Genomic DNA, 25,795 nt, shown 5'->3' with positions numbered 1-25,795 from the left:
ATACCGCCATGCAATGGGAAGTGGTGATCGGCCTCGAAACGCATACCCAGCTTTCGACGGCCTCGAAGATTTTCTCGGGAGCATCGACCGCGTTCGGCGCGGACCCGAACACGCAGGCCAGCCCGGTCGACCTGGCGCTGCCGGGTACGCTGCCCGTGCTGAACCGTGCCGCGGTCGAGCGTGCCATCCAGTTTGGCCTGGCGATCGGCGCGCATATCGCGCCGGAAAGCGTGTTCGCGCGCAAGAACTACTTCTATCCCGACCTGCCCAAGGGCTACCAGATCAGCCAGTACGAGATCCCGGTGGTGCAGGGCGGCTCGCTGACGTTCCAGGTCGAGGGCAAGAAGGGCGAGTTCCATGAAAAGACCGTGCAGCTGACCCGCGCCCATCTCGAAGAGGACGCTGGCAAGTCGCTGCACGAGGATTTCGCCGGCATGACCGGCATCGACCTGAACCGCGCCGGCACGCCGCTGCTGGAGATCGTCACCGAGCCGGACATGCGCAGCGCCGCGGAGGCGGTGGCCTATGCCCGCGCGCTGCATACGCTGGTGGTGTGGCTGGGCATCTGCGACGGCAACATGCAGGAAGGCAGCTTCCGCTGCGACGCCAACGTGTCGGTGCGCCCGCTGGGCAGCCAGACCTACGGCACCCGCCGCGAGATCAAGAACCTGAACTCGTTCCGCTTCCTGCAACAGGCAATCGAGTACGAGGTGCAGTGGCAGATCGCCGAGATCGAGGACGGCCGTCAGATCCAGCAGGCCACCGTGCTGTTCGACCCGGACACCGGCGAGACGCGCGCGATGCGTACCAAGGAGGACGCGCACGACTACCGCTACTTCCCCGACCCGGACCTGCTGCCGCTGCGCATCGAGCCGGAGTGGATCGAGCGCGTGCGCGCCGGGCTGCCCGAGCTGCCCGCCGCGATGCAGGCGCGTTTCGTCGGCGACTACGGCCTGTCTGCCTACGACGCCAGCGTGCTGACCGCCTCCAAGGCGCTGGCCGGCTGGTATGAAGCGGTGGTCAAGGAAGCCGGCGTGGCCAACGCCAAGCCGGCGGCCAACTGGCTGATGGGCGACGTTGCCTCGCAGTTGAACCGCGAGGGCATCGAGATCGACGCCGCACCGATCCAGCCGTCCCAGCTGGCGAAGCTGCTGGCACGCATTGCCGACGGCACGGTGTCGAACAATACCGCCAAGAAGGACGTCTTCCCGGCGATGTGGGCCGGCGAGGAGGGCGGCGACGCCGACGCGATCATCGCCGCCAAGGGCCTGAAGCAGATGTCCGACACCGGCGAGCTCGAACGCATCATCGACGAAGTGCTGGCCGCCAATGCCAGGTCGGTGGAGGAATTCCGCGCCGGCAAGGAAAAGGCCTTCAACGCGCTGGTCGGCCAGGCAATGAAGGCGACCAGGGGCAAGGCCAACCCGGCGCAGGTCAACGCGCTGCTCAAGCAGAAGCTGGGTTGATCGCGCCTGGGTGGGATGGGGCGCCCGATGCCCTCTCCCCCGCCCCTCTCCCACAAGTGGGAGAGGGGAGAAAACCGGCAGGTTGCCCCATGCCAGTGGTTTGCTCCCCTCTCCCGCCCTGCGGGAGAGGGGCCGGGGGAGAGGGCCATGCACTACCGCGCCCCTCCCGCTCCCCGCTTTGCTACACTCCCGGCGACACAAAACGCTGGAATGCCCATGAACCCGCAAGACGTCGCCGCCTATCTGCAGAGCCATCCTCAATTCTTCGAGGACCACGCCGAACTGCTGGCGTCGGTGCAGCTCACCAGCCCGCACAGCCATCGCGCGGTGTCGCTGCAGCAGCGGCAGATGGAAATCCTGCGGGAGAAGAACAAGGGCCTGGAGCTCAAGCTCGCCGACCTGATCCGTCACGGGCACGAGAACGACCGCATCGAGCAGCGCATGCATGACTGGCAGTTGCGGCTGCTGACCGAGACTGCACCGGCCGCGCTGATCGAGGCCGTGCGCGACGGCTTGCAGACGCGCTTCGAGGTGCCGGCCGTGGCGCTGCGCCTGTGGGCGTTGCCCGTCGCACAGGACGGACTGCAGGCGGCGACGCCGGTCACCGAGGCGGTGCGTGCGATGGCGCAGACCCTGCGCACCCCGTATTGCGGTGCGGCCCAGCCCGAGCCCGTGTCCGCGCCGAACGCCGCTGCCGAGTCCGAGGATGCCGCCGCCGCGCGCGCCGAAGCGCTTGGCTGGCTGGGCCGCGACGACATCGCCTCGCTGGCGATGATCGCGCTGCGAACGCCGGTCCCCGGCGGCGAACACCCGGCCGAGGCCCCGAGCGAGGACATCCCCGCCGCCTTCGGCCTGCTGGTGCTCGGCTCGCACGATCCCCGCCGCTACCACGCCGGCATGGGTACCGCCTACCTGTCGCGCATCGGCGAGGTGGCCAGCGCCGCGCTCAGCCGCCTGCTGCGCTGAGCGGCAGCGACGTGGCCAGTCCAGGCAGCACGCCCGCTCGGGGGCCCGGACCCGCCGGAGCGGCCGAGGCGGCCGAACTGCCCCTCGATCCGCTGGTCCTGGCGTATCTGGACTGGCTCGCCGGCAGCCGCAAACTCGCCGAACACACCTTGCAGGGCTACCGCCGCGACCTGCTCGTGCTGCAGACGCACGCGGCGCGGCTCGCGCCCGGCACGGCCCTGACCGCTCTGCGTACCGACCAGTTGCGCAGCATCGCCGCGCGGCTGCGGGCGGGGGGACTGGCCGCCAGCAGCATTGCCCGCGCGTTGTCGGCCTGGCGCGGGTTCTACCTGTGGGCCGCCCGCCACGGCCATGGCGTCGAGGCCAATCCGGTCGATGGCATCCGCGCCCCGCGCCGCGGCCGGCCGCTGCCCAAGGCACTGTCGGTGGAGCACGCGGTCGCGCTGGTCGACCACGTATCCGGCCCGGATGCCGAGGCCATGCGCGACCGCGCCGCCTACGAGCTGTGCTATTCCAGCGGACTGCGGGTGTCGGAGCTGGTGCAGCTCGATGTGCGCTATGTCGAGGAAGCCGGCTACCGCTCGTCGGGCTGGATCGACCTGGCGGGCCGCGAAGTCACCGTACTGGGCAAGGGCGCGCGCCGGCGCACCGTGCCGGTCGGCACCAAGGCCGCCGAGGCGCTGCGCGAATGGCTGGCGCTGCGCGAGCCATGGGTGCGTCCCGCCGCAGGCGCCGAGCACGCCCATGCACTGTTCCTGACTGCACGCGGGCTGCGGCTGTCGGACCGCACCGTGCGGGCGCGGCTCAAGCAGCAGGCCATCCGCGCCGGGGTGCCGGCCGATGTCCATCCGCATATGCTGCGGCACTCCTTCGCCAGCCACGTGCTGCAATCGTCGGGCGACCTGCGCGCGGTACAGGAGATGCTGGGGCATGCCAGCGTCTCCACCACGCAAATCTACACGTCGCTGGACTTCCAGCATCTGGCCAGCGTCTACGACAAGGCGCACCCGCGCGCGAAGGCACGCCGCGCGGACACCGGCACGCAGGCCGATCCGTCCGCCGAAGCCAGTCGCGCCAGAACGCCGGATTCCGGCGAGGGCAGCTAGGCGCCTCGCTCGTGGCCCGCTCTCAGGACCACTTCGACAGCGTGACGCGGAACGCCTCGATCTCCGGCAGCAGCCAGTCGCGGAAGGCCTGCACCCGCGCGCTTTCGAGCGTGGCGGGCAGGCATACGAAGTACAGCAGCCAGGGGCACGGAATGCTGACGTCGAAGAGCCGCACCACGCGTCCGGCCAGCAGGTCGTTGTAGGCCAGCGAGGAGCGGATCAGCGCGATGCCTTGCCCGGCCGCCGCCGCCTGCAGCAGCAGCGACGAGTCTTCCAGCATCAGCCCCCGCCGCGGCTCGGGCAGGTCGAGTCCGGCCGCTTCGAACCAGGGCCGCCAGGGGTCGCCCTCGCCGCGCAGCAGCGGCAGGCCCGCCAGCTCCTCCGGACGGGCCGGCAGCCGGCCGCCATTGAAATCCGGACTGCAGACCGGGAAGAACACGTCCTCCATCAGCCGCTCCACATAGAGCCCGGGATAGTCGCCCGTTCCCATCCGCAGCGCGACATCGACCTCGTCGCGCGCGAAGTCGACCAGCGTGTTGGACGACATCAGTTCGACTTCCAGTTCGGGATGCTGCTCGATGAAGCTGCCGATGCGGGGCGTCAGCCAGCGCGCGGCAAAGGACGGCATGGTGCTGATCGTCAGCCGCTTTTCCCGCGAATTGGCCTGCAGGGCACGGGTGGCGTTGGCAATTTGCAACAGTGCGTCGCGCACCTGCTCGGCATACAAGCGCCCGGCCGGCGTCAGGCTGACGCGCTTGCCCTTGCGGGCGAACAGCGGCTGTCCCAACTCCTCTTCCAGCGAACGCACCTGGTGGCTGACCGCGCCATGGGTGACGAACAGTTCCGTTGCGGCGCGCGAGAAGCTCTCGTGCCGGGCCGCGGCCTCGAAGGCGCGCAGGGCGGTGAGCACCGGCAGGCGTGGCATCTCGCGGTGCCACGCGCGGGGGAGTTCGGTAACGGTGCGCTTTGCCTGAGTCATGTTTCCGGTCTGCGGTCTTGTGAGCTGCATTAGCAAACGCTTTGAATATATATCGTTTTGGAGGTGGCCGGGCGGTCACTAGAATGCAATGCAAGGCGGACGACGAAAGCGCGCAACAGCGGTCCCGGCAGTGCTTCGAAATCGGCGCAAAGTCCCGCCAGGCAAAGGATCCCCGGCATGACCCAGACGATGCGGAACGACCTTCCGCAGGGCTGCTCACGCCTGTTCGACAAGGAAGCCCAAAATGGAAACGCTGCTCACAACTACCGTCTTTACCCTGCTGCCGGGCGAGGTGGCCTCGCTGTCGGTCGGCGCCGGCCACCGCCTCACGGTCGAGGATGCCGCCGGACTGGACCTGTGGGTCACCCGCGACAATGACTCGGCGGACTACTGGCTGCGCTGCGGCGCCAGCATGCCGATCGAGCGCGCCCAGCAGATCGTCGTCAGCGTGGACCCGCGTGCCGAACGGCCGGTCCGGCTCGCGCTGGCCGCCCCGGCCCGGCGCCCGGCCGGCGCCTCCCTCGCGCAACTGGCGGCGCGGCTGCTGCGGCGCCTGGTGCGCGGCACCGAGTGGACGCCCTGCAAGGAAGTCTGCAACGCCTGAGGGGGCGCGCGCCGGCAATCCGGGCGGTAACCATCCCGCCGCAGGGGCGAAGGCAGGGCCGGCAACAGCCGGCCCTTTTCGTTACACTCTCGGCATGCAAGACATCGAAGTCATCGACCGGGGCAGGCAGGACTACGTGGCCTGCTTCGACGCGATGCGGGCGTTCACCGATGCCCGGACCGCCGCGACGCCGGATCAGATCTGGCTGGTCGAACATCCCCCCGTCTATACCCTCGGCCAGGCAGGCGACCCCTCGCATCTGCTCGCGCCCGACCCGTCGATCCCGCTGGTGCCGATCGACCGAGGGGGGCAGATCACCTATCACGGTCCCGGCCAGATCGTCGCCTACCTTCTGCTGGACCTGCGCCGGCGCAAGCTGATGGTGCGCGAGCTGGTCCATGCGATCGAGCAGGCGGTCCTGGATACCCTGGCCGCGTATAATCTCGCGGCTGAGCGCAAGCCCGGCGCACCCGGCATCTATCTGTCCGCGGGCGCGCACCGCGGCGCCAAGATCGCCGCGCTCGGGCTCAAGATTCGCAACGGCTGCAGCTATCACGGCGTCAGCCTGAACGTGCAGATGGACCTGGCGCCGTTCCGGCGCATCAATCCGTGCGGCTATGCCGGCCTGGAAACGATCGACATGGCGAGCGCGGGTGCGACCGCCACGGCGCCGTCCGGCGCGGCCGAGCCGGTCGGACTGCAGCATCAGCCGGCGATTGCCGCCTGCCTCGCGCAAGCGTTGCGCGATGTCCTGGCAGCCGCGCGCGAGCGTGCGATGGCGGCCGGCCAGGAGCCCGCCGCCGCCACTGGAAACCTGACCACGGCCTAGCCGACCATGCGCGCCACGAGCGCGCGGAGAACACCATGAGCGACGCTCTGATCGCCACCTCGACCGATACCGCCAGCGCCGACGCCCAGGCTGCCGCGCCGGCCTACGATCCGACCCGCAAGCAGAAGTCCGCGGACAAGACCGCGCGCATCCCCATCAAGATCGTCCCCGCCGAGAAGCTGAAGAAGCCGGACTGGATCCGCGTCAAGGCGGCCACCGGCAACTCGCGCTTCTACGAGATCAAGGACATCCTGCGCGCCAACAACCTGGTCACGGTGTGCGAGGAAGCGAGCTGCCCGAACATCGGCGAGTGCTTCGGCAAGGGCACGGCGACGTTCATGATCATGGGCGACAAGTGCACGCGCCGCTGCCCGTTCTGCGACGTCGGCCACGGCCGCCCGGACCCGCTCGATGTCAACGAGCCGCTGAACCTGGCCCGCACGATCGCCCAGCTGCGCCTGAACTATGTGGTGATCACCAGCGTCGACCGCGACGACCTGCGCGACGGCGGCGCCCAGCACTACGTCGATTGCATCGGCAAGACGCGCGAGCTGTCGCCAGTCACCCGCATCGAGGTGCTGGTCCCCGACTTCCGCGGCCGCCTCGACAAGGCGCTGGACATCCTGCAGGCCTGCCCGCCGGACGTGATGAACCACAACCTGGAAACGGTGCCGCGCCTGTACAAGCAGGCCCGCCCCGGTGCCGACTATGCGCACTCGCTGAAGCTGCTGCAGGAGTTCAAGCGCCGCAACCCCAACGTGCCGACCAAGTCCGGCCTGATGGTGGGTCTGGGCGAGACCGACGAGGAAATCCTCGAGGTGATGCGCGACATGCGCGCCCACGATATCGACATGCTGACCATCGGCCAGTACCTCGCGCCGTCGAACCACCACCTGCCGGTGCTGCGCTACGTGCATCCGGACACCTTCAAGATGTTCGAGGAAGAGGCGTACAAGATGGGCTTCACCCACGCGGCCGTCGGCGCGATGGTGCGCAGTTCCTACCATGCCGACCAGCAGGCACACCAGGCCGGTTTCGCCTGATCCGGCAGCCGAGCAGCCGGGCCATCTGCGCGACCCGCGCGATATCACCGAGCTGCTCAATTTCCGTCTCGCCGCGCTGGTCGGTGCCAGCGGCGCGGCGGTGATCCGGCTTTGCGAGGGCCAGTACGGCGTCTCCCGCCGGGAGTGGGCGCTGCTCGGGCTGCTGGCGCTGCGCGGCGCGCAGGCGCCATCGGCAATCGCCGACCAGTGCCATCTGGACCGCACCCGCGTCTCGCGGGCGATCACCCGGCTGACCGCCAAGGGTCTGGTGCGGCGACAGACGCTCGATGGCGACCGCCGGCGCGCCAGCGTCGCGCTGACCGACGCCGGCCATGCGCTGTACCGGCAGCTGTTCGGCGAGGTCGCGGCGATCAATCGGCGCCTGGTCGAGACGCTGTCCGATGCCGAGCTGGCGTCGCTCGATACCTTGCTGACCCGGCTGACCGAGCAGGCCGACCGCGTCCGGGGTGAGGTCGCCACCTCGGTGCGAACCAACCGCTGGGCGGGCGGCGCCGGCCGCCGGCAGTGGGTCGCGCCGGAAGCCAAGGTCTGACCCGGCCGCCAGCGCCGGCCTCCGGCACAGCCACCGGCACAGCCACCGGCGGAAACCGTCAGCGCAGCGCCTCGCGCGCCCCGCGCCACTTCTCGTGCAGCAGCTCGTCCGGCAGCTCGCTCTCGTCCCAGAACCCGAGCAGGATGCCCTTGCGTACCGAGGCGCCGCGCATCGACTGGATGCGCTCGTCGCTGATGGCGGTGCGCTGCGACTGGCGCAGGCCCCATTCGCCCAGCGCCCGCGCCATCCGCTCGCACTGTCCGGCATGGGCCGGGTCGGCGCCCAGATCGCGCAGCTCGTGCGGATCCTGCTCCAGGTCGAACAGCATCGGGCGGAAACCTGGTGCGTGAATGTACTTCCAGCGCTTGTCCGCGATCATGAACATGCGCGCCTGCAGCGGTGGCACCTTCAGCGCGACGGCGGCCGGCGTCACCGAGTAGTCGTACTCGCTGACCACGAATTCGCGCCAGTTGGCCGGGGACTGGCCGTGCAGCCACGGCTGCAGCGCCCGGCCTTCGAGCCGGTGCGGCTGCGGCGGCCCCTCGCAGGCCGCGACGAAGGTCGGCAGCAGGTCGATGGTCTCGACCAGCGCATCGCAGACCTGCCCGCGTGTCGCGTCCGCGGCGGGCGACGGATCGACCACGATCAGCGGCACGCGCACCGACGGCTCATGGAACAGGTCCTTCTCGCCCATCCAGTGGTCGCCCAGATAGTCGCCATGATCCGAGGTGAACACGATCATGGTCTCGTCCAGCAGGCCCTTCGCTTCCAGATGCCGCATCAGCACGCCGATCTGGTCGTCGATCTGCGTGATCAGGCCCATGTAGGCCGGAATCACGGCCTCGCGCACCTCGTCGCGGGAGAAGGTGCGGCTCACGCGCGAGTTCAGGAATGACTGGAACAGCGGATGCGGATCGGCGCGTTCTTCCTCGCTGCGCACCGGCGCCGGCACGTCCGCCGCGCTGTACATCGCGTGATAGGGCGCGGGGGCGATGCACGGCCAGTGCGGCTTGATGTACGACAGGTGCAGGCACCAGGGCGCATCGCCGGCCTCGTCGATGAAAGCCATCGCCCGGCGCGTCATGTACGGCGTTTCCGAGTGCTCCTCGGCCACGCGCGCCGGCCGCGTGCAGTTGCGCAGCAGCCAGCCCGACAGCAGGTTGCCGTGCTCGTCCTCGCCCGCATTGGCCCAGTCGTCCCAGCCATCGTCGCCGTCGTAGCCCTGCTCGCGCAGGTATTCGTTGTAGCGGACCGGGCGCGGGTCGTAGCGGCCGGCCGGGCCGCTGCCGTGCAGGCCGTCGTCGCGCTCGTACGGGTCGAAGCCGCATTCGGCCACGCGGGTGCCGATCACCGACGCGGGGTCGATGCCCAGCCGCGCCATGCCCTCGGTATCGGCGGCCATGTGCGTCTTGCCGACCAGTACCGTCTGCCGCCCCAGCGGGCGCAGGTAGTCGCCCAGGGTCATCTCGCCAACCTTCAGCGGGAAGTTGTTCCAGGCGGCGCCGTGTGAATCGACATAGCGCCCGGTGTAGAAGCTCATCCGCGAGGAGCCGCAGATGGTGGACTGCGCGTATGCACGGGAGAAAATAACGCCGCGCTTTGCCAGCGCATCGATATTCGGGGTGCGAATGGTAGGGTGCCCGGTGCAGGCCAGATAGTCCCAGCGCAGCTGGTCGCACATGATGAAGAGAATATTGCGAGCCATGGCCGAGCCTTACTGCTGGAAGCCGCTGCGCTTGACCACCGGCTGCCATTGCGCGTTGTAGGACTGGATCATTGCCGCGGTCTGCTGCTGGCTGCTCGACACTGGCTGCATGTTGGCGGCGACGAAACGGGAGCGTACCGCCGGGTCGGCCATCACGGCCTGGATCGCGCTGGCCAGTGCCTTGACCTTGTCGGCCGGCATCGACTTCGGCGCGAAGAAGGCGTTCCAGCCGTCCGCGGCCAGATCGATGCCGGATTCCTTCAGCGTCGGGATGTCCCTGGCGAACGAGGAGCGCGACTTGCCCGATACCGCCAGGATCTTCAGCTTGCCGCCCTGATGCAGGCTCAGCACGGCATCCAGCGTATCGATGCCCACCGGCACCTGTCCGCCCAGCACGTCGGTGGCCAGCGGCGCCGAGCCCTTGTAGCCAACCACGTCGGCCTTCAGCCCGGCCTGGTCGCCCAGCATCAGCGCGAAGAAGTGCGGCAGGCTGCCGGTGGCCGGCACGCCGAAAAAGGCCTGGTTCGGGTTGGCCTTCAGCCAGGCCACCAGATGGGTCATCTCGCGCACCGGCACCCGCGTGCCGACGATCACGGCGAAGTCGTAGGAGCTGACCTGCGACACCGGCACGAAATCCTTGTCGGGGTCATAGCTGGTGTCGCGGAACACCAGCGGGGCGACGGTCATCACCGCGGGGTTACCCAGCATCAGCACATTGTCGGTGGCGCCAGCGAGCTTGACCTGCTGGGCGGCGAGCCGTCCGCCGGCGCCGGCCTTGTTCTCCACCACCACCGTGACGCCGTACTTCTCCTGCAGCGCCTGGCCGACGATGCGGGCCGCGCGGTCCGAGGCGCCGCCGGGGGCGTAGCCGACCACTACCCGCAAGGGGCCGTCCAGCGCCAGCTTGCCGGACGCCTGGGCCTGGGCCTGCGCCTGCGCCGCGCCGGTACCGAACAGGGCGGCGCCAGCGACGGCGGCGGTGGCAAGCGCGTGGCCGAGCAGCCGGCCGAACTGGCGCAACGGTCGTGGTACGGCCGCGCGCGCGGTCGATGTGGCAGCGGTCATGGGGTCTCCTCTTGCAGTCGGATCGTTGTTATGGGGTTGGATGCCGACCCAATTTACGTGCGCGCCCGACGATTGATCAAATCAACCATCGCGGCGGCGGGGTGATGGATTTCCCCTAGTGGGTTTGCGTTGTGTCCTGCCGGCCCGATTCGAGCCGGGCGCGCCGGCGTGCCCGGCGCTGGCGGCGCCGCTCCAGCGCGAACTGCTCGGTTCGCCAGGCGAGGTAGCAGAAGGCGAGGAACGGCCACAGCCAGCCCAGCCATTGCGCCAGTCCGTTGAAGTGGACGAAGCGGCCAAGGCGCCAGCTTTCCTCCGAGACCCAGGCATACGGGTTCGGCGGCAGCACGTTGGTCAGCACCACCAGCGTCAGCAGGGCCGTCATGGCAATGAGTCCCCGCATCCAGCGCGGCAGGCGGGTCAGCACCACCAGCGCCAGCGTGCCGGTGAGCAGCGCGAACTGGCCGCCTTCCGAGAGCCAGTTGAAGGCGTTGTCGGCGGGGAACTGCAGCTTGGCCGCCAGCGCCTTGATCAGCAGCGCCGCCAGCAGCAGGGTGCCAAGGATGCGCAGCACCGGTGCCTGTCGCCGCATCGCGACGGACGCGAACAGCCCGGTGCCGATCCACGAGCAGGCGGTCACCAGCGATTCGAGCAGCTGCTGGCTCTGCATGTCGCTGGGGCGCAGCCCGATGTCCTCCTGCAGCCGCAGCAGGTCGGGATAGACGCCCTGCAGCAGCTGCATCGGCCAGGATTCGGGGTCGGTCAGCCACTGCCGCACCAGTCCGCCCATGCCGAACAGGTGTTCCTGCGGGAAGATCTGCGCGAACGGCCACAGCAGCAACAGGATGATGGCGAAGCTGGCATGCGCCTCGAACCAGCTGATGCGCAGCTGCCGCAGCATGCCGCGGTCGATCATCGCCGCCGAGAACGGGGCGATCAGCACGGCGCCCAGCAGCGCACCGAGCGCGTTGGTCATCAGGTCGATATTGGACGGAATGCGGTTGGGCAGCCAGGTCTGCAAGGCTTCCAGCGTCCCTGACAGCAGCACGCCCGCGACCAGCGCCAGCAGCGCCGCGCGCGGCCCGGCTACCCGCGGATGCAGCGACAGCACCACCAGCGCGCCGAACGGACAGTAGCCCAGCACGTTGGTCAGCAGGTCGAAATCGGTGATGTAGCGCGGCTTGGGGGCCGTGAAGAAGGCCCAGGGCGAGATGCCGTTGTCGGTCCAGCCGGCGATCGGGAAGAGGCTGGCATAGACCATCAGCAGCGTCAGGCAGAGCAGGCCGACCCGCGCCAGCGGCGAGTGCCGCGGGCCCGGCGCGGCGACCGCTGGCGCCTGCCGTGCCGGTTCGGGCTGCGGTGCCGGTGGCGGCATTGGCCCGCCCATCCCCGGTTCGTCGGTCGGCGAGTGCTTCACGGCGTGCCCTGCATGCCACTGCGGCTGGCGGCCGCGCCCAGCGCCGCGCCGCCTGCCCATTGCAGCATCTGTGCGATCACTTCGTCGCTGCCCTCGGCCAGGGCCTGCACGCCGCCGGCCGCATCGGGCGTGGGTGCGGGGCGTTCTGCGGCAAAGACGCGTTGCTCGGCCTGGCCGTTGCGGATCAGCGTGGCGCGCACGCGCACCAGGCCTCGGCTGGCTGCCGGCGCCACGAAGATCTGTTCGAAATCCAGCAGCTCGACGCGCAGCGTCGCCTCGGCGCCGCCTGCGCGGCCGAGCAGGGCGCCCTGGCGCGACACCGCGTCGCGCAGACGCTCGTCGACCAGCCGGACCGGCGATTCGATCCAGCGCTGGGTCGCATAGGGTTGCAGGCGTTGCGGCTGGGCGTAGCCGAGCCGGTAGAAGATCGCGTTGCCTTCCAGGCGGGCGGGCCCATCGGTGGGCAGCACGCGCAAACGCAGCGGCTGGGCCGCCGCCGGTGCGGCCGCGGTGGTGGCCGCACTCGGTTGCGCCGCGGCGGCGGGGCCGAGATCGTAGGTGATGACCTGCGGCGCTTCCGGCAGCACCGAGCAGCCGGCCAGCAGGGCAGCGGTCACCGCGAGCGCGGCGAGCGCCGCGGTCCTGCGCCCGGGCCAGGCCGGCGCGCGGCGATCCGTACGGCTGACGGCAGTGGCACTCGGCTTGGACAAGTCAGGCAATGCGGAAGGGGCTGTCGGCATGGCTTGGTACTCGGTACGGGGCAACGGATGGCGAAGGGCGACGATGGGTGGCGCTGGGCGGCGTTGGCTTGGCGACGTCAGCGGCGGCCCTCAGCGCGCCGGGGCGGGCGCCGCGAAGCCGGCCTCGCCCGGCCCGGGCGGCGTGGCGGAGCCGCCGAACAGCACGCTGCGCGGGTTGTCGCTGAACTGGCCGGCCGCGCGGTCGAAGCTGCGCACCGTCTGGCGCGCGTCGCGGGTCAACCCGTCGATCTGCGGCAGCGTCTCGTTGTTCAACCGCTCCGTGGTCTGGCGCAGCGAGACGGCAGTGTCGCGCAACTGCGCCCCCACCTCGTCGACGGTGCCAAGCAGCGCGCCGTTCGGGCGTGCCAGCTCGTGCGTCAACCGTTCGACCGAGGCGAGCGTCTTGTTCAGGTTCGCGGTGATCTGCGGCAGCTGCCGCGCGGCCGGCTCGATGCCCTCGGCGACGCGGGTATAGGCGTCCAGCGCCTCGTGCATGGCGCGCACGGTGGCGATCAGTTCGCGCCGGTTGTCGCCCTGGAAGGTTTCGTTCAGCGACACCATCAGCGACTCGACCTGCGACAGCAGCGAATCGCCGCGGCGCTCCAGCTCCTCGAAGAAGCCGGGCCGCATCGCAATCCTCGCCACGGCCTTGGGCGAGGTTTCCAGCGGCGGCGAGGCGGCATTGCTGCCATCCTGGGCCGCGGTATCGTCCAGCTGGATATAGGCGATGCCGGTCACGCCCTGGAAACCCAGCGTGGCGTAGGTGGTGCGGGTGATGGGCGCGTCCTTGTCCACCATGATCCGCACGATGATCTGGCCCGGCAGCGTCGGATCGAAGCGGATGGTCTCCACCCGCCCGACCGTCAGCCCGCGATACTTGACGTCGGCCTGCGGCCCCAGCCCGGTCACGGTGGAGCGGGTGACGAGGTCGTAGGGCTCGCGCTCGGTATGGTCGGTGCCGAACCAGAACAGTGCGAACAGCACCAGGACTGCCAGACCAATGGTGAACACGCCGGCGAGGAAGGCGTTGGACTTGTTTTCCATCATGAATCTCCGGTGAGCGCGACGGCCCTGCCATCGGTCAGGCTGGCGGCCACGGCCGCCGCCTCCGGCATGGCGGCCAGCGCCCGGCGCCCGCGCTCGCCAAGAAAATACTCGCGGATGAAGGGATGGTCGACCTGCAGCAATTGCGGGATGGGAAGCGCGGCGAGCACCTTGCGGTCCGCCAGCACCGCTACCCGGTCCGACAGCGCCACCAGCGAATCCAGATCGTGCGTGACCATCACCACGGTCAGCTTCAGTTCCCGGCGCAGCGTGCGGATCAGCGCGACGTAGTCGTCCGAGGCCATCGGGTCCAACCCTGCCGTCGGCTCGTCGAGAAACACCAGTTCGGGCTCGAGCGACAGCGCCCGGGCCAGTGCGACCCGCTTGGTCATGCCGCCGGACAGGTCGGCCGGCATCTTGTCGGCGTCGCGCGCGGACAGCCCCACCAGTTCCAGCTTCAGCAGCGCCGCCTCGCAGATCAGATTGTCCGGCAGGCAGCGCAGTTCGCGCAGCGGCAGCGCGATATTGTCCAGCACCGACAGCGAGGAGAACAGCGCGCCGCGCTGGAACTGCATGCCCCAGCGATTGCGCAGCAGCTGCAGCTGCGCGGCGTCCAGCCGCGACATCTCCTGGCCGAACAGCCGGATGGTGCCGGCGCTGGGCCGCTCCAGCCCGATGATCTGGCGCAGCAGCACGGTCTTGCCGGTGCCCGAGCCGCCCACGATGGACAGCACCTCGTCCCGGTAGACGTCCAGGTCCAGGCCCTCGTGCACGGTATGCTGGCCAAAGCGTTTGACCAGTCCGCGCACCTCGATGATGGCCGTGCGGCCGGCAGCCGGCGCGACGCCGCTCATATGCCGACGTCCTTGAACAGGATGGCGAAGACCGCGTCCGCGACGATCACCACCGTGATCGCGGTGACCACCGACGCCGTGGTCCCTTCGCCCAGGCTCTGCGTGTTCGGCTGGATGCGCAGGCCGAAGTGGCAGGCGGTCAGCGCGATCAGCATGCCGAAGGCCACGCCCTTGCCCAGCCCCAGCCACAGGTTGGCCACCGGCACCACGTTGGGCAGCTCCATCAGGAAGAAGGTGGGACTCAGGCCCAGCTGCACATTCGACGCCAGCATGCCGCCGGCCAGCGCCATCAGGTCGGTCCACGCCACCAGCAGCGGCATCGCCACCGCCAGTGCGATCACGCGCGGCATGATGAGGCGAAAGCCATGCGAGATGCCCATCACGCGCATCGCGTCCAGCTCCTCGGTCACGCGCATCACGCCGATCTGCGCGGTGATCGAGGAACCCGAGCGGCCCGCCACCAGGATCGCCGCGAGCACCGGGCCGAGTTCGCGGATCACCGACAGCCCGAGGATATTGACGATGAAGACGCTGGCGCCGTAGGTGCGCAGCTGGCTGGCCAGCAGATAGGCCAGCACCACGCCGATCAGGAAGCCCACCAGCGCGGTAATGCCCAGTGCCTTGTAGCCGATGCTATAGATATTGGCGGAGATCTCGCGCCACGGTCCGCGCCGCGGCGCGGCGGCAAAGCGCAGCAGATCGAACACCAGTTGCCCCAGCATGGCGATGCCGTTGCCGATCTGGCCGAACATCGACAGCATCGAGCCGCCCAGCAGGGTCACCGGGTTGAACGGCTCCACCATCCGCTTCTTCCAGCCCTGCCGCTGCACCGCCGCGACCCGTTCCAGCACCCGCCGCTGGTCGTCGCTGGCATGCAGCCTTGCGGGAAACTGGCCGTTCCATACCTGCCACAGCAGCTGCGCGCCCAGGTGGTCCAGCCGGACAATGCCACCGAGGTCCCAGTCGAGCCCGCCCGGACCGGCCGTGATCGCCTGCAGGCGGCGGCGCAGCGAGAAGGCGCAACCGGCCTGGGCGAAGGCGAGCGCGGTCCAGTCGCCGTGCAGCCGCACGGTGGTGCTGTCCTGCAGTGGCGCGACATCGAGGTCCGGCGTGGCGTAGCGTTCCAAGGCGAGGGAGGCGGGCGGGCGAAGTCGGGTTGAGAGCAAGCAAAACGCCTGGCCGGTGCGGCTTGCGCCGAAGGGCCAGGTGCAAGTGGCGATTCTAAGCCACCGGAGGAGGCGAAGGCACCTTGCCGCGGCGGCTACAATGCCGCCATCGTGACGTCCCCGCCGAGAGCGGAAGGCGCATTTCCCGCCATTCATCAATGAGCCCTGCGCAAAGCCCTTTGTTCCCGACCTCGATTCCCACCGATCCTGCGGGCCAGTCAGCGCCGTCAGGTCAGTTGCCAGGCTGGCGCATCGACCCGGCCGCGTTGACCGGCCTGCTGCAGGCGCCCGCGCGCCGCTGGCGAATCGACCTGGTCGAGGAAACCGGCTCCACCAACGCCGATCTGCTGGGCCATTGCCGCGAGTCCGGCTGGAGCGCGGACGATGCCGCCGTGGTCGCGCGGCTCGCCTACCGGCAGACCGCGGGGCGGGGACGGCAGGGACGCCCCTGGCAAGGCCAGGCCGGCATGACCTTCTCGGTGGCGCTGCCGCTGCCCCTGGCCCCCGCGCGCCTGGCCGGGCTGAGCCTGGCGGTGGGACTGGCGCTGGCGCAGGCCATCGAGGACTGCGACGCCGGCACCGCGCGGGCGGTCCGCCTCAAGTGGCCCAACGACCTGCAGATCGACGGGCGCAAGCTGGCCGGCATCCTGATCGAGACGGTCGCCGCCGGCAAGGCCGCGGGCGCCACGCCGGCCTTGTGGGCGGTCGTTGGCATCGGGCTGAATCTGGTTCGCGATCCCGCCATGGAAGCGGCGCTTGGCCGGGAGCTGGCCGGCGTGACCGAATGCTGGCCCGGCTTCGATGCCGCGCAGGGGCCGACGCGGCTGTTTGCCGCGATCCTGAACCGCCTTGCGCAGATGCGTACCGATTTCATCGGACACGGCTTCGGTCCGCTGGCCCGGCGCTGGAGCGCGCGCGACGCCTATCGCGAGCAGCCGGTGCGGCTGCTGCATGAGGGCGCCGTGCTGGCGGAGGGCATGGCTCGCGGGGTGGATAGCGACGGTCATCTGCTGCTGGAGACGCCCGAGGGATTGCAGCGGATCGCCTCCGGCGAACTGTCGCTGCGGCCCGCCGCAGGTTTCCCCGCCGCGACGACTGAACCGGGAGGTCCGGCTCGATGACCGCGGCGCCACGATTGCTGATCGATATCGGCAACACCCGGCTGAAGTGGGCCTGGTGCCCGGGGGATGGCAGCGGGGGCGGGCCGGCCGCGCCATGGACCGCCGCCGGTGCCTTGCCGCACGACCGGATCGGCGAGTTGCCGCAACGGCTTGTCGAAGCGGCCGGCGGCAGGATCGCCGCGATGCCGGAAACCTGGGCCAGCAACGTGGCCGGGCCGGGAGTCGCGGCCCGGCTGGACGAGGTGCTGGCCAGCGCGTTCGCCCTGCCGTCGGGCGCCGCGCCCGTCGTGCACTGGGCGCGCAGCGAACCTGCCCACGATCTGCTGGACAACGGCTATCGCGAGCCGGCGCGGCTCGGCGTGGATCGCTGGATCGGCAGCATCGGCGCGCGGGCCCTGCATCCGCAGGGCGACCTGATGATCGTCACCGCGGGCACCGCCACCACCATCGACATCGTCAGCGCGCCGCGCCTCACGCATGGCCGTTCGCGCTTCGAGGGCGGACTGATCCTGCCGGGCCTGGCGCTGATGATGGGCTCGCTCGCCCGCAATACCGCGCAGCTGCCGGAGCTGGAGATGGCCGAAATCGCGCGGCTGGCCGGTTCCGCCGACCGTGGCGGCACGCAGAGCCGGAAGCCCGCGGCCTGGGCGGACAACACGCGCGACGCGATCGCCGCTGGCTGCCTGTCGGCGCAGGTCGGTGCGGTGGAGCGGATCTGGCGGGAAGTCTCGGCGCGGGGGCCGGCGCGCTGCCTGCTGTCCGGCGGCGCACGCGAGGTGCTGGGCGCCGCCATGCCGGTGCCCTTCGAGCTGCACGAGAACCTGGTGCTGCTGGGGCTGGCGGTACTGGCCGGCGCCTTCGTGCCAGCGCAGGACGCGCCGCCACGCTGAGCCGGCGCAGGAAAAATTCAGCCGGTCTGCCGCACCTTGTGCAGCAGCTTGGTGGTGGAGCGGTCGTGCAGGAAGGGGATCGCGTACGCCTGGCCGCCCCAGCCGCGCACCAGCCGGGTTTCCTCGAGCGTGTCGATATCGTAGTCGCCGCCCTTGACGTAGATGTCGGGCCGCACGCGGCGCAGCAGCTCGACCGGCGTCTGCTCGGTGAACATCAGCACCAGATCGACCGCTTCGAGTGCCGCCAGCAGTGCCATGCGGTCGGCTTGTGCATTCAGCGGACGGTCGTCGCCCTTGCCGAGCAGGCGCACCGAGGCGTCGCTGTTGACGCCGACCACCAGCGAGGCGCCGAGCGCGCGAGCCTGCGCCAGATAGGTCGCATGGCCGCGATGCAGGATGTCGAAGACGCCGTTGGTGAACACCATCGGCCGCGGCAGTGCCGCAAGCCGGCGCTCCAGCGCGGCAGCGTCGTCCGCGTCTGCCAGCTTGGCTTCGAAGGCGGGAGGGGAAAGATTCATGGAGGCGAACCCATGCCGGCCGCCAGCAGGCGGCGCGGCATGGTGGCGGCCGTCAGGCCTTGGCGGGTTCGTTCTCGCCAGCGGCCTGCAGGCGCGCGTTCAGCTCCTTGCGATAGCGGTTCAGGTCCTGAACCGTCTCGAAGGTGCGCTCCATCAGCAGCGACAGGTTGTGCAGGATACGGTCGACGACCTTCTTTTCCCAGCCTTCGTCGAAGCGGATCTGGCTGTCCAGCCAGTGCTCCAGCCAGTCCGGATCGGGCAGGCGCGACTGCACGGTGTCGTTGGGGAACAGCGCCTTGTTCACGTGCAGGTTGGTCGGGTGCAGCGGCTTCTCGGTGCGGCGGGCCGAGGCCATCAGCACGCCGATCTTGGCGAAGGCCGAGCGCGCGCTGTCGCCGAACTGGTTCAGGTACTTCTTCATGTAGCGCAGGTACGCGCCGCCATGACGCGCCTCGTCCTGCGACAGGGTGCGGTAGATATGCTTGATCACCGGTTCGGTGTGCCACTCCGCGGCACGGCGATACCAGTGGTTCAGCCGGATTTCCCCGCAGAAGTGCAGCATCAGGGTCTCGAGCGGCGGCGCCGGATCGAACTCGAAGCGCACCGCGTGCAGCTCTTCCTCGGTTGGCACGAGCTCCGGACGGAAGCGGCGCAGGTACTCCATCAGGACCAGCGAGTGCTTCTGCTCCTCGAAGAACCACACGCTCATGAACGCCGAAAAGTCGGAATCGTGGCGGTTGTCGCGCAGGAACATCTCGGTGGCCGGCAGCGCCGACCATTCGGTGATCGCGTTCATGCGGATGGTTTGCGCCTGATCGTCGGTCAGCAGGCTTGCGTCGAAGGAATCCCAGGGGATGTCCTTGTCCATATGCCAGCGGACCGCTTCGAGCGATTTGAACAGTTCGGGGTAGAGCATGGTAAGCCTTTGAAATTACGGGCGGATTCTACCAGATGGGAATGATTCCTATAGACCTTTTGCAGCAAGGAAAGCAAGCCTTCCCTGCGCATCAGCCTGCAGCGCAATGCGAGTTTCATGCCCATGACCGGCTACCACCGCGCGAACGCCGGTAGCAGGCAGTATCGCGAGCCTGCATGACGCTTTCGAGGACGTTGGCGGCAAGCCGGTCGGGCGGCGGGCAAAGGCGGTCGCCAGGCCCGCCCGCTCACGCGGACGGGCCCCGCGTCCGAGCGGGTATCGGGGCCCGGCGGCTACCCGGGCCTGGCGGCTATCCGCGACTAGCGGCTAGCCGGCCCCTTGCGGCGGCTGGCCGGGCGGGCGGCGTTGCCGCTGCCTGCCTCGCCCTGCGGCGCGGCCGGGCTCTTGCGGCTGGCAGCCTTGCGCGGCGCGTTGGCGCCAGACGCCTGCGTGCCAGTGCTCGCACCGCCGGCGCTGCTGCCCGCGCCCGCCTTCGCCCGAGCGCCCGGACGTCCGCCGGCGGTGGTACCCGATGCGGCGGGAGGCGGCTGGTCTGCCGAAGCGGAGGCGCGGTCCCGTTCGTCCGGCTCGCCTCGCCCGCCGGCGCTGGCTGCCTCGGAGCCGGTACTGGTCGCCGTACCGCCGCCATCCGCCTGGGACGATGCGTCGCCATTGCCAGCGGGGTTTGACGGTGCCTGCCCGAAGGCGTTCAGATTATTTAACGAGGCGAGGCTTGCCGCGGCGGCGCTGCTGGCGATCTGGCCGAACTGGCGCTGCAGCATGTCCCACCACAATGCCGCCTGCGGCGCCATGGCGGCCTGGGCGCCAGCGCCCGGCTGCGCCGCCCCACTGCCTTGCTGGGCAGAGTCGGGCGGCGGCTCGTCGCTGCCTGGGCCACCCCCCTCGTCCTCGTCGTCCAGCAACGCTTCCGGCTCGACGCCTTCCGCTCCTGGCGCCGCCTGCGCCGTGCCGCCCATGCCGGCGAACGGCGAGAACCCGCCGAAGCCGCCCATTGCACCCATCCCACCCATTCCACTGGTCGGGTTTCCGGCGCCTGCGCCGGGCTGCGCCGGCGGGCTCTCGCCCGTGCCGGCTTCCCGCCGCGACGCGGCGCTCGGGGCGTTGGCCGCCCGCGCGACGTTTTCCATCGCCTCGCGCATGGCATCGGGGGAGAGCGCCTGGCCGAACGTCTGCAGTGCGACCAGCGTGGCCCGCTGCACTTCCAGCCCGTGGATCGTCGTGCGCAGCAGGTTGGTGTTCAGCTCGAGCCAGCTTTGCACGGCCTTCAGGTCGTGGATGCGCTTGTCCACTTCCTCCAGCGTCATCGGTGGCGTCATCGCCTGCAGCCCCGGCATCATGCCCATGCCGCCCGGCATGCCGGCGGCGTTGCCCCACAGGCGCCGCATGAACTCCAGGCCGTCGTTGAAATCGGGAATCTGTCCGAACATGGCATCGCCTCCGTTTGGGCCGGTATCGGGTGAGGCGCGGCGTTCGCGTCAGTCCGCGGCAGGCGTCGCGCCGGCTGGGTCATCGAAGCGCGGCGGCCGTTTTTCCCGCAGGCTGGCCACGCCCTCGCGCACGTCGGGACCGGCAAAGCCCATGAATTCCAGCGCCAGCGAGGTATCGAAGGACGGCCCCGCCATCCGCAGCCAGTTGTTCAGCGCGTACTTGGTCCAGCGGATCGCGCTTTGCGAGCCCTCGGCCAGGCGCTGCGCCACCTCGAACGCCTTGTCGACCAACTGGTCCTCGTCGACCGCCAGCGACACCAGTCCGATGCGCTCGGCTTCCTCGCCGCTGACCGGCTCGCACAGCATCAGATAGTACTTGGCCTTGGCCATGCCGCACAGCAGGGGCCAGACGATCGCTGCGTGGTCTCCCGCCGCGACGCCCAGCCGCGTATGCCCATCGACGATCCGCGCGGTGCGCGCGGCGATCGAGATATCGGCCAGCAGCCCGGCCACCAGCCCCGCGCCGACCGCCGGTCCGTGCATGGCGGACACCACCGGCTTGTCGCAATTGATGATGTTGTAGACGAGATCGCGCGCTTCGTGCCAGACCCGCGTGCGGGTGGCGAAGTCCTGCGCCATCTCCTCCACCAGCGCCAGGTCGCCGCCCGCGGAAAATCCCTTGCCTTCGCCGCGGATCAGCGCGACCCGGATATCGGGATCGGCGGATACGTCGCGCCAGATCTCCGCCAGTTCGCGGTGCATGCTGGCATCCGCGGTGGCCAGCTTGCGGTTGGCCGACTGCGCCGCGCCCATCACGATCTCCAGGATCGGGCCGTGGCGCCGCAGCGTGAGGGCGCGGTAGCGCGCGTAGCGCTCGGACAGGGGCGGGGAGCCGGCGTTGGAAGGGGCGGAAGCGGTGCTGCCGGAAGCGGAGGTGACGGTCATGGCGGCGCCGGCGCGAGCCGGTTCAGGTCGAGAAGCGCATTGGCGGGAGTCGGCAGCGGCGGCGCAGCGGCCGCCGGCACTGCCGGCAGCCGATCGTGGGCGCGGGCTCGCCGGCGCGGACTCGCCGAAATGCGCCGCAAAATTTGCCAACCGATCGGTCGGTCAATTATAGCGGCCGATCGCCGCCGTGGCGCCTCAGGCCGGCGCCGTCACGACCTGATCGATCGCGCCGAAGATCGACCTGCCCTGTTCGTCCAGCATCTCGATGCGCACGGCGTCCCCGTAGCGCATGAACTCCGTGACCGGCTTGCCCTGCTCGATGGTTTCGAGCGTGCGTTTCTCGGCGATGCAGCAGTACCCCTTGCTGCGGTCCACATTGGAAATCGTGCCCGAGCCGACGATGCTGCCGGCGCGGACATTGCGGGTCTTGCAGATATGGGCGATCAGCTGGCCGAAGTCGAACACCATGTCGGTGCCGCAATCGGGCGACCCCACCTTCTTGCTGTTCCACCAGACGTTCAGCGGCAGATGCACCTTGCGTTCGCGCCATGCCGCGCCCAGCTCGTCGGGGGTGACGGCAACCGGCGAGAAGGCGGTGGCGGGCTTGCTCTGGAAGAAGCCGAAGCCCTTGGCCAGCTCGGCCGGGATCAGGTTGCGCAGCGACACGTCGTTGGCCAGCACCACCAGGCGGATGCCCTCGGCCGCCTGCTCGGGCGTCGCACCCATGCGCACGTCGCCGGTGATCACCGCCACCTCCGCCTCGAAATCGATGCCGAACGCTTCGCTGGCGCAGACGATGTCGTCGCAGGGCCCGAGCAGATCGTCCGAGCCGCCCTGGTACATCAGCGGATCGGTCCAGAACTCTGTCGGCATCTCGGCGCCGCGCGCCTTGCGCACCAGCTCCACATGGTTGACATACGCCGAGCCGTCGGCCCACTGGTAGGCGCGCGGCAGCGGCGCCATGCACTGGCGCGGATCGAACGGGAACGGATGGCGGGCGCGGCCCGCGTTCAGCGCGTCGTACAGGTCCTGCAGCTGCGGCGCGAGGAATTGCCAGTCGTCCAGCACTGCCTGCAGCTTGCCGGCGATGTCCGCGGCGTAGTGCGCCGTCTTCAGGTCGCGCGAGACTACGACCAGTTGCCCGTCGCGCGAGCCGTCCTTGAGGGTGGCGAGTTTCATCGTCAGTGTCGTTCCGGTACGGGCCGGCACGCAGGCCGGCGAAAGAGGGGGGCGATCGAAAGAAGAGGGCGATCGTCCCTGGGCAGCGAAAGTCTAGCCACGGATTAAAAACTGGTAAATCGGTTTCGCTATAGTAAATTGCGGTCAGCCGCCATCACTATTCACGACAACATGGGCGAACCCGAAGACGACGACGCCAAGCTGCGCACCGGTATTCAATCCATCGAGGTGGGTTTCCAGCTGCTCAAGGCGCTGGCCGCCGCGCCACGCGCGCAGATGCTGCGCGATCTGGCCGCGGCCGCGCAGATGAACCCGGCCAAGGCGCATCGCTACCTGGTCAGCTTCCAGCGCCTGGGCATGGTGGCGCAGGACCCCGACAGCGGCCGCTACGACCTGGGCCCCTTCGCGCTGCAGCTGGGGCTGGCCGGGCTGAACCGGCTCGACCCGGTGAAGAAGGCGCGGCCGATCCTGTCCCGGCTGCGCGACGAGATCGACCAGACCGTCGGCATCGCCGTCTGGGGCAATCATGGGCCGACCATCGTGCATTGGGAAGAGTCGAGCCACCCGGTCAGCGTCAGCCTGCGCCTGGGCGACGTCATGCCGATGCTGAACTCCGCCACCGGGCGCCTGTTCGGTGCCTATCTGCCGCGCCGGCAGAGCGGGCCGTTGATCGAGCGCGAGCTGGCCGAGCGCGGCGCCGACGACGTGCCCGACCTGCCGCGCTCGATGGCGGACTACGACCGCGTCTGCGCCGAAGTACGCCAGCACGGCGCGGCGCGCATCAAGGGCGGGGTGCTGCCCGGCATCAACGCCATCTCGATGCCGGTATTCGACGCCAGCGGGCATATCGCCATGGCGCTGATCGTGCTCGGCGCGCAGACCGTATTCGATGCAGAATGGGGTGGTGCGATCGAGCGCCGCGTGCGGGAAATCGCCCGGCAGATCTCCATGGAGCTTGGATACCTTGGCGACGCAGCCCCGGCGGCAGCCGCCGGCCCCGCCTGACGACACCGGTCCAGCAGGACCGCCTCCGCCCCCCGGCGCGCGCGCGCAGCGCCTGCGCTGGGCCGCGGCGCTCGCGGTCGTGCTGATCGCGCACGCATTGGCGCTGTTCGGCCTGGTACGCGTGCCGGGACCGGCCGTGCCCGAGCATCCGCTCCATGAGCCGGTCGAGGCAATCCTGCTGCCGCCTCCACCTCCGCCTCCGCCGCCCCCTGCCGCGCCGTCGGTGGACCGGCAGCCGGGGCCGGCGGCGGCACCGCCCAGCGCACGGCCGACCCGGCCCTCCCCAGACGCAAGCCCCTCACCGCGACCGACGCAGGGCGATCCCGCGCCGGCCGACGCCGTGACATCCACGCCGCCCCCTGACGCTGCCCCACCTACCGCGGCATCGCCTGGGCCGGCAACGGCCAATGGGCCCGGCGCGGCCAGTCCGGCGCCCTCAGCGTCCGGCAACGGCGACCCCGCCTATGCCGCCCCGCCATCGGTCACCCTGCACTACGCCAGCTTCGTCAACGGTGTACAGAATCCGGACGGCCGCATTCACTGGCAGCAGGAGGGCGGCCAGTATCGGCTGTTCGTCGAGACGCGCGTGCTGTGGTTCCGCTTCGCGTTTCGCAGCGAAGGGGAAATCGGTCCCACCGGCCTGTTGCCGCAGCGCTATGTCGAGGAACGGCGCAAGCGCAGCGCCGCCGTCCGTTTCGACCGGCAGGCGGGCAAGCTGGTATTTGAAACACGCGGTGGCGAGGTGCCGCTGCCACCGGCCGCCCAGGACCGCTTCAGCGTCTTTCTGCAGCTGGTCGGCATGGTTCGTGCGAATCCGGCAGGGTATGCCGAGCCGGGGGTCACCGAAACCTTCCAGGTCGCGGACACGGACGAGCTCGAGCCGATGCAGGTCCGTTATGTCGGCGAGGAGGAAGTCCAGACAGCGGCCGGCGCGGTACGGGCCCGCCACTTCGTGCGCCTGCCCCGCCACGCGGACGACCGGCGCAGGGTCGAAGTCTGGCTGGCGCCCGAGGTGGGCTGGATGCCGGTCCGGCTGCAGCAGACCGAGCCCGACGGCACCCGCATCGAGCTCGTGCTGCGCGGCACCGCGCAATAGCCCCGGTCCGCGCGGTGGCCCGCCCGCACCCTCGTGCTTTTTGCAATCGCCATGCAAGTTCTCATCACCGGAGCCCGACCATGACTGACAAGCAGCCGCAACGCACCGACGACGTGTCCGCCAGCACGGCCGGTGGCGGCACCAATGTGTTGAATTCCAGCGGCGCCACGCCGCTCGGCGGCGGCGACATGCATCGCGTCGTCGTCGGCGACGCGACGTTGCAGGCGCGTATCGACGGGACTGAAGGACCGTGGGTACTGCTCGTCCATCCCCTGGGCGCCGACCATACCATCTGGGAAGCGACCGCCGCCCATCTTGCCGGCCGCTATCGCGTGCTGCGCGTGGACCTGCGCGGCCACGGCAAGAGCGACGCGCCGGTCGGGCCTTACACCATGATCCAGATGGCCGATGACATCGTCGCGCTGATGGATGGCCTCGATGTCCCGCAGGCGCACTACGTCGGCCTGTCGATTGGGGGCATGGTCGGTCAGGTCCTGGGTGTGCGCTACCCCGAGCGCTTTCATTCGTTGACGCTGGCCGACACCAGCTCGCACACCCCGCTGGAAGCGCATCCGATGTGGCACGAGCGCATCGGCTCGGTGGAGGCGCACGGCATGGCGGGTGTGGTGGACCCCACCTTGAACCGCTGGCTTACCGAACCGTTCCGGGCCGCGCACCCCGAGGTGGTGGAAAAGATCCGCGCGATGGTTCTGGCCACCCCGGTCCGTGGCTATGTCGGCGCCAGCCTGGCGATCCTCGGCTTCGACCAGGCCGATGCGCTTTCCCGCATCCACTGCCCGACGCTGGTGCTGGTCGGCGACCAGGACCCGGGCTGCCCGGTGGACCAGGCCCGCGCCATCGCGGAAGCGATTCCTGGCGCACAGTTCGAAATTCTGCAGGATGCGGCACATATCGGCCCCATCGAACAGCCCGAACGCTTCCATGCGATCCTCGATGCCTTTCTGTGCCGGGCCGCTTGTGGGTCCCAGTGTGAAACGCCGTAGGACAAACACTCTTTCGCTCGGCGCTCCCGAACTTGCCGCGGCTGCGGTGGCTCCAATCTGTTACAGAGCGTATCAGCGGCACCATGCGCTCAAGGGGTGCTTGAAAAAGGCAAGCAAGACCTCACTTCAGAGAAAACCG

25 protein-coding genes are annotated in these 25,795 nt (G+C 69.7%); 12 read left to right on the top strand and 13 right to left on the bottom strand.

What is annotated here, in order from left to right; translation table 11 throughout:
* Positions 1-8: 8 nt before the first annotated feature.
* The 3 genes from gatB (at position 9) to K6V06_RS07190 (ending at position 3,538) form a co-directional block, all read left to right on the top strand.
* Entirely contained in the window at positions 9-1,466 is a 1,458-nt protein-coding gene (gatB, locus tag K6V06_RS07200) for an Asp-tRNA(Asn)/Glu-tRNA(Gln) amidotransferase subunit GatB (protein WP_222241470.1), read from the top strand.
* 216 nt (positions 1,467-1,682) lie between these two features.
* On the top strand, positions 1,683-2,432 hold the full coding sequence (locus K6V06_RS07195; protein ID WP_222241468.1) for a DUF484 family protein: 750 nt from the start codon (positions 1,683-1,685) through the stop codon (positions 2,430-2,432).
* 11 nt (positions 2,433-2,443) lie between these two features.
* Entirely contained in the window at positions 2,444-3,538 is a 1,095-nt protein-coding gene (locus tag K6V06_RS07190) for a tyrosine recombinase XerC (RefSeq protein ID WP_222241466.1), read from the top strand.
* A gap of 22 nt (positions 3,539-3,560) precedes the next feature.
* Here K6V06_RS07190 and K6V06_RS07185 read toward each other — a convergent pair whose 3' ends face one another.
* Positions 3,561-4,517 carry a transcriptional regulator GcvA gene (locus tag K6V06_RS07185; RefSeq protein ID WP_222241464.1) on the bottom strand — a complete coding sequence of 319 codons (957 nt, stop codon included), beginning with the start codon at positions 4,515-4,517 and terminating at the stop codon, positions 3,561-3,563.
* A gap of 244 nt (positions 4,518-4,761) precedes the next feature.
* On the opposite strand from K6V06_RS07185, the gene K6V06_RS07180 reads away from it, so the two are divergent.
* The 4 genes from K6V06_RS07180 (at position 4,762) to K6V06_RS07165 (ending at position 7,546) form a co-directional block, all read left to right on the top strand.
* Positions 4,762-5,121 carry a DUF2917 domain-containing protein gene (locus K6V06_RS07180; protein WP_222241462.1) on the top strand — a complete coding sequence of 120 codons (360 nt, stop codon included), beginning with the start codon at positions 4,762-4,764 and terminating at the stop codon, positions 5,119-5,121.
* A gap of 94 nt (positions 5,122-5,215) precedes the next feature.
* The gene (lipB, locus tag K6V06_RS07175) at positions 5,216-5,950 is read left to right on the top strand and encodes a lipoyl(octanoyl) transferase LipB (RefSeq protein WP_222241460.1); all 735 of its coding nucleotides are present in this window, start codon (positions 5,216-5,218) and stop codon (positions 5,948-5,950) included.
* 35 nt (positions 5,951-5,985) lie between these two features.
* The gene (lipA, locus tag K6V06_RS07170; protein ID WP_222241459.1) at positions 5,986-6,993 is read left to right on the top strand and encodes a lipoyl synthase; all 1,008 of its coding nucleotides are present in this window, start codon (positions 5,986-5,988) and stop codon (positions 6,991-6,993) included.
* Positions 6,956-7,546 carry a MarR family winged helix-turn-helix transcriptional regulator gene (locus tag K6V06_RS07165; RefSeq protein ID WP_222241457.1) on the top strand — a complete coding sequence of 197 codons (591 nt, stop codon included), beginning with the start codon at positions 6,956-6,958 and terminating at the stop codon, positions 7,544-7,546. The genes lipA and K6V06_RS07165 overlap by 38 nt, the downstream gene beginning before the upstream one ends.
* A 58-nt stretch (positions 7,547-7,604) precedes the next feature.
* Here K6V06_RS07165 and K6V06_RS07160 read toward each other — a convergent pair whose 3' ends face one another.
* From K6V06_RS07160 to K6V06_RS07130, 7 genes are all read right to left on the bottom strand, one after another.
* On the bottom strand, positions 7,605-9,251 hold the full coding sequence (locus K6V06_RS07160) for an alkaline phosphatase family protein (protein WP_222241455.1): 1,647 nt from the start codon (positions 9,249-9,251) through the stop codon (positions 7,605-7,607).
* Positions 9,252-9,260: 9 nt separating this feature from the next.
* The gene (locus tag K6V06_RS07155) at positions 9,261-10,316 is read right to left on the bottom strand and encodes a tripartite tricarboxylate transporter substrate-binding protein (RefSeq protein ID WP_222241453.1); all 1,056 of its coding nucleotides are present in this window, start codon (positions 10,314-10,316) and stop codon (positions 9,261-9,263) included.
* A gap of 115 nt (positions 10,317-10,431) precedes the next feature.
* Positions 10,432-11,688: a VanZ family protein gene (locus tag K6V06_RS07150; protein ID WP_222241566.1), complete on the bottom strand. Its 1,257-nt coding sequence runs from the start codon at positions 11,686-11,688 to the stop codon at positions 10,432-10,434.
* A 38-nt stretch (positions 11,689-11,726) separates the two neighbouring features.
* Complete coding sequence (locus K6V06_RS07145) at positions 11,727-12,470, bottom strand: ABC-type transport auxiliary lipoprotein family protein (protein WP_222241451.1); 744 nt, start codon at positions 12,468-12,470, stop codon at positions 11,727-11,729.
* Positions 12,471-12,560: 90 nt separating this feature from the next.
* Positions 12,561-13,517, bottom strand: a complete 957-nt coding sequence (locus K6V06_RS07140) for an MlaD family protein (RefSeq protein ID WP_255581657.1) — start codon at positions 13,515-13,517, stop codon at positions 12,561-12,563.
* Entirely contained in the window at positions 13,514-14,368 is an 855-nt protein-coding gene (locus K6V06_RS07135) for an ABC transporter ATP-binding protein (protein WP_222241449.1), read from the bottom strand. The genes K6V06_RS07140 and K6V06_RS07135 overlap by 4 nt, the downstream gene beginning before the upstream one ends.
* Complete coding sequence (locus K6V06_RS07130; protein ID WP_222241447.1) at positions 14,365-15,495, bottom strand: ABC transporter permease; 1,131 nt, start codon at positions 15,493-15,495, stop codon at positions 14,365-14,367. Before K6V06_RS07130 ends, K6V06_RS07135 begins: the two co-directional genes overlap by 4 nt.
* A 197-nt stretch (positions 15,496-15,692) precedes the next feature.
* Between K6V06_RS07130 and K6V06_RS07125 the strand changes: the two genes are divergently transcribed.
* Together K6V06_RS07125 and K6V06_RS07120 are read left to right on the top strand one after the other, a co-directional pair.
* Positions 15,693-16,655 (top strand): biotin--[acetyl-CoA-carboxylase] ligase, encoded by a 963-nt coding sequence (locus tag K6V06_RS07125; RefSeq protein ID WP_222241439.1) that lies wholly within the window; start codon positions 15,693-15,695, stop codon positions 16,653-16,655.
* Positions 16,652-17,545, top strand: coding sequence for a type III pantothenate kinase (locus K6V06_RS07120; protein ID WP_222241437.1), 894 nt, complete (start codon positions 16,652-16,654; stop codon positions 17,543-17,545). Before K6V06_RS07125 ends, K6V06_RS07120 begins: the two co-directional genes overlap by 4 nt.
* A gap of 17 nt (positions 17,546-17,562) precedes the next feature.
* Here K6V06_RS07120 and rfaE2 read toward each other — a convergent pair whose 3' ends face one another.
* The 5 genes from rfaE2 to K6V06_RS07095 all read right to left on the bottom strand — a co-directional run bounded on the left by rfaE2 (position 17,563) and on the right by K6V06_RS07095 (position 22,551).
* Positions 17,563-18,063 carry a D-glycero-beta-D-manno-heptose 1-phosphate adenylyltransferase gene (gene rfaE2, locus K6V06_RS07115; protein ID WP_222241435.1) on the bottom strand — a complete coding sequence of 167 codons (501 nt, stop codon included), beginning with the start codon at positions 18,061-18,063 and terminating at the stop codon, positions 17,563-17,565.
* Positions 18,064-18,115: 52 nt separating this feature from the next.
* On the bottom strand, positions 18,116-18,979 hold the full coding sequence (locus K6V06_RS07110; RefSeq protein ID WP_222241433.1) for a ferritin-like domain-containing protein: 864 nt from the start codon (positions 18,977-18,979) through the stop codon (positions 18,116-18,118).
* 320 nt (positions 18,980-19,299) lie between these two features.
* Positions 19,300-20,427: a PhaM family polyhydroxyalkanoate granule multifunctional regulatory protein gene (locus tag K6V06_RS20665; RefSeq protein ID WP_255581655.1), complete on the bottom strand. Its 1,128-nt coding sequence runs from the start codon at positions 20,425-20,427 to the stop codon at positions 19,300-19,302.
* 48 nt (positions 20,428-20,475) lie between these two features.
* Positions 20,476-21,372 (bottom strand): enoyl-CoA hydratase/isomerase family protein, encoded by an 897-nt coding sequence (locus K6V06_RS07100; RefSeq protein WP_255581654.1) that lies wholly within the window; start codon positions 21,370-21,372, stop codon positions 20,476-20,478.
* 195 nt (positions 21,373-21,567) lie between these two features.
* On the bottom strand, positions 21,568-22,551 hold the full coding sequence (locus K6V06_RS07095; RefSeq protein ID WP_222241424.1) for a fumarylacetoacetate hydrolase family protein: 984 nt from the start codon (positions 22,549-22,551) through the stop codon (positions 21,568-21,570).
* 171 nt (positions 22,552-22,722) lie between these two features.
* Between K6V06_RS07095 and K6V06_RS07090 the strand changes: the two genes are divergently transcribed.
* The 3 genes from K6V06_RS07090 to pcaD all read left to right on the top strand — a co-directional run bounded on the left by K6V06_RS07090 (position 22,723) and on the right by pcaD (position 25,656).
* Positions 22,723-23,556, top strand: a complete 834-nt coding sequence (locus K6V06_RS07090) for an IclR family transcriptional regulator (protein WP_222241422.1) — start codon at positions 22,723-22,725, stop codon at positions 23,554-23,556.
* On the top strand, positions 23,516-24,652 hold the full coding sequence (locus K6V06_RS07085; protein WP_255581653.1) for a DUF3108 domain-containing protein: 1,137 nt from the start codon (positions 23,516-23,518) through the stop codon (positions 24,650-24,652). The genes K6V06_RS07090 and K6V06_RS07085 overlap by 41 nt, the downstream gene beginning before the upstream one ends.
* Before the next feature lie 188 nt (positions 24,653-24,840).
* The gene (gene pcaD, locus K6V06_RS07080) at positions 24,841-25,656 is read left to right on the top strand and encodes a 3-oxoadipate enol-lactonase (protein ID WP_222241559.1); all 816 of its coding nucleotides are present in this window, start codon (positions 24,841-24,843) and stop codon (positions 25,654-25,656) included.
* Positions 25,657-25,795: the final 139 nt, after the last annotated feature.

The sequence above is a fragment of the Cupriavidus sp. AU9028 genome, assembly GCF_019795295.1.
In the GTDB taxonomy this organism is placed as follows: Bacteria; Pseudomonadota; Gammaproteobacteria; order Burkholderiales; family Burkholderiaceae; genus Cupriavidus.
This window is presented reverse-complemented; position numbering and strand designations above follow the sequence as displayed.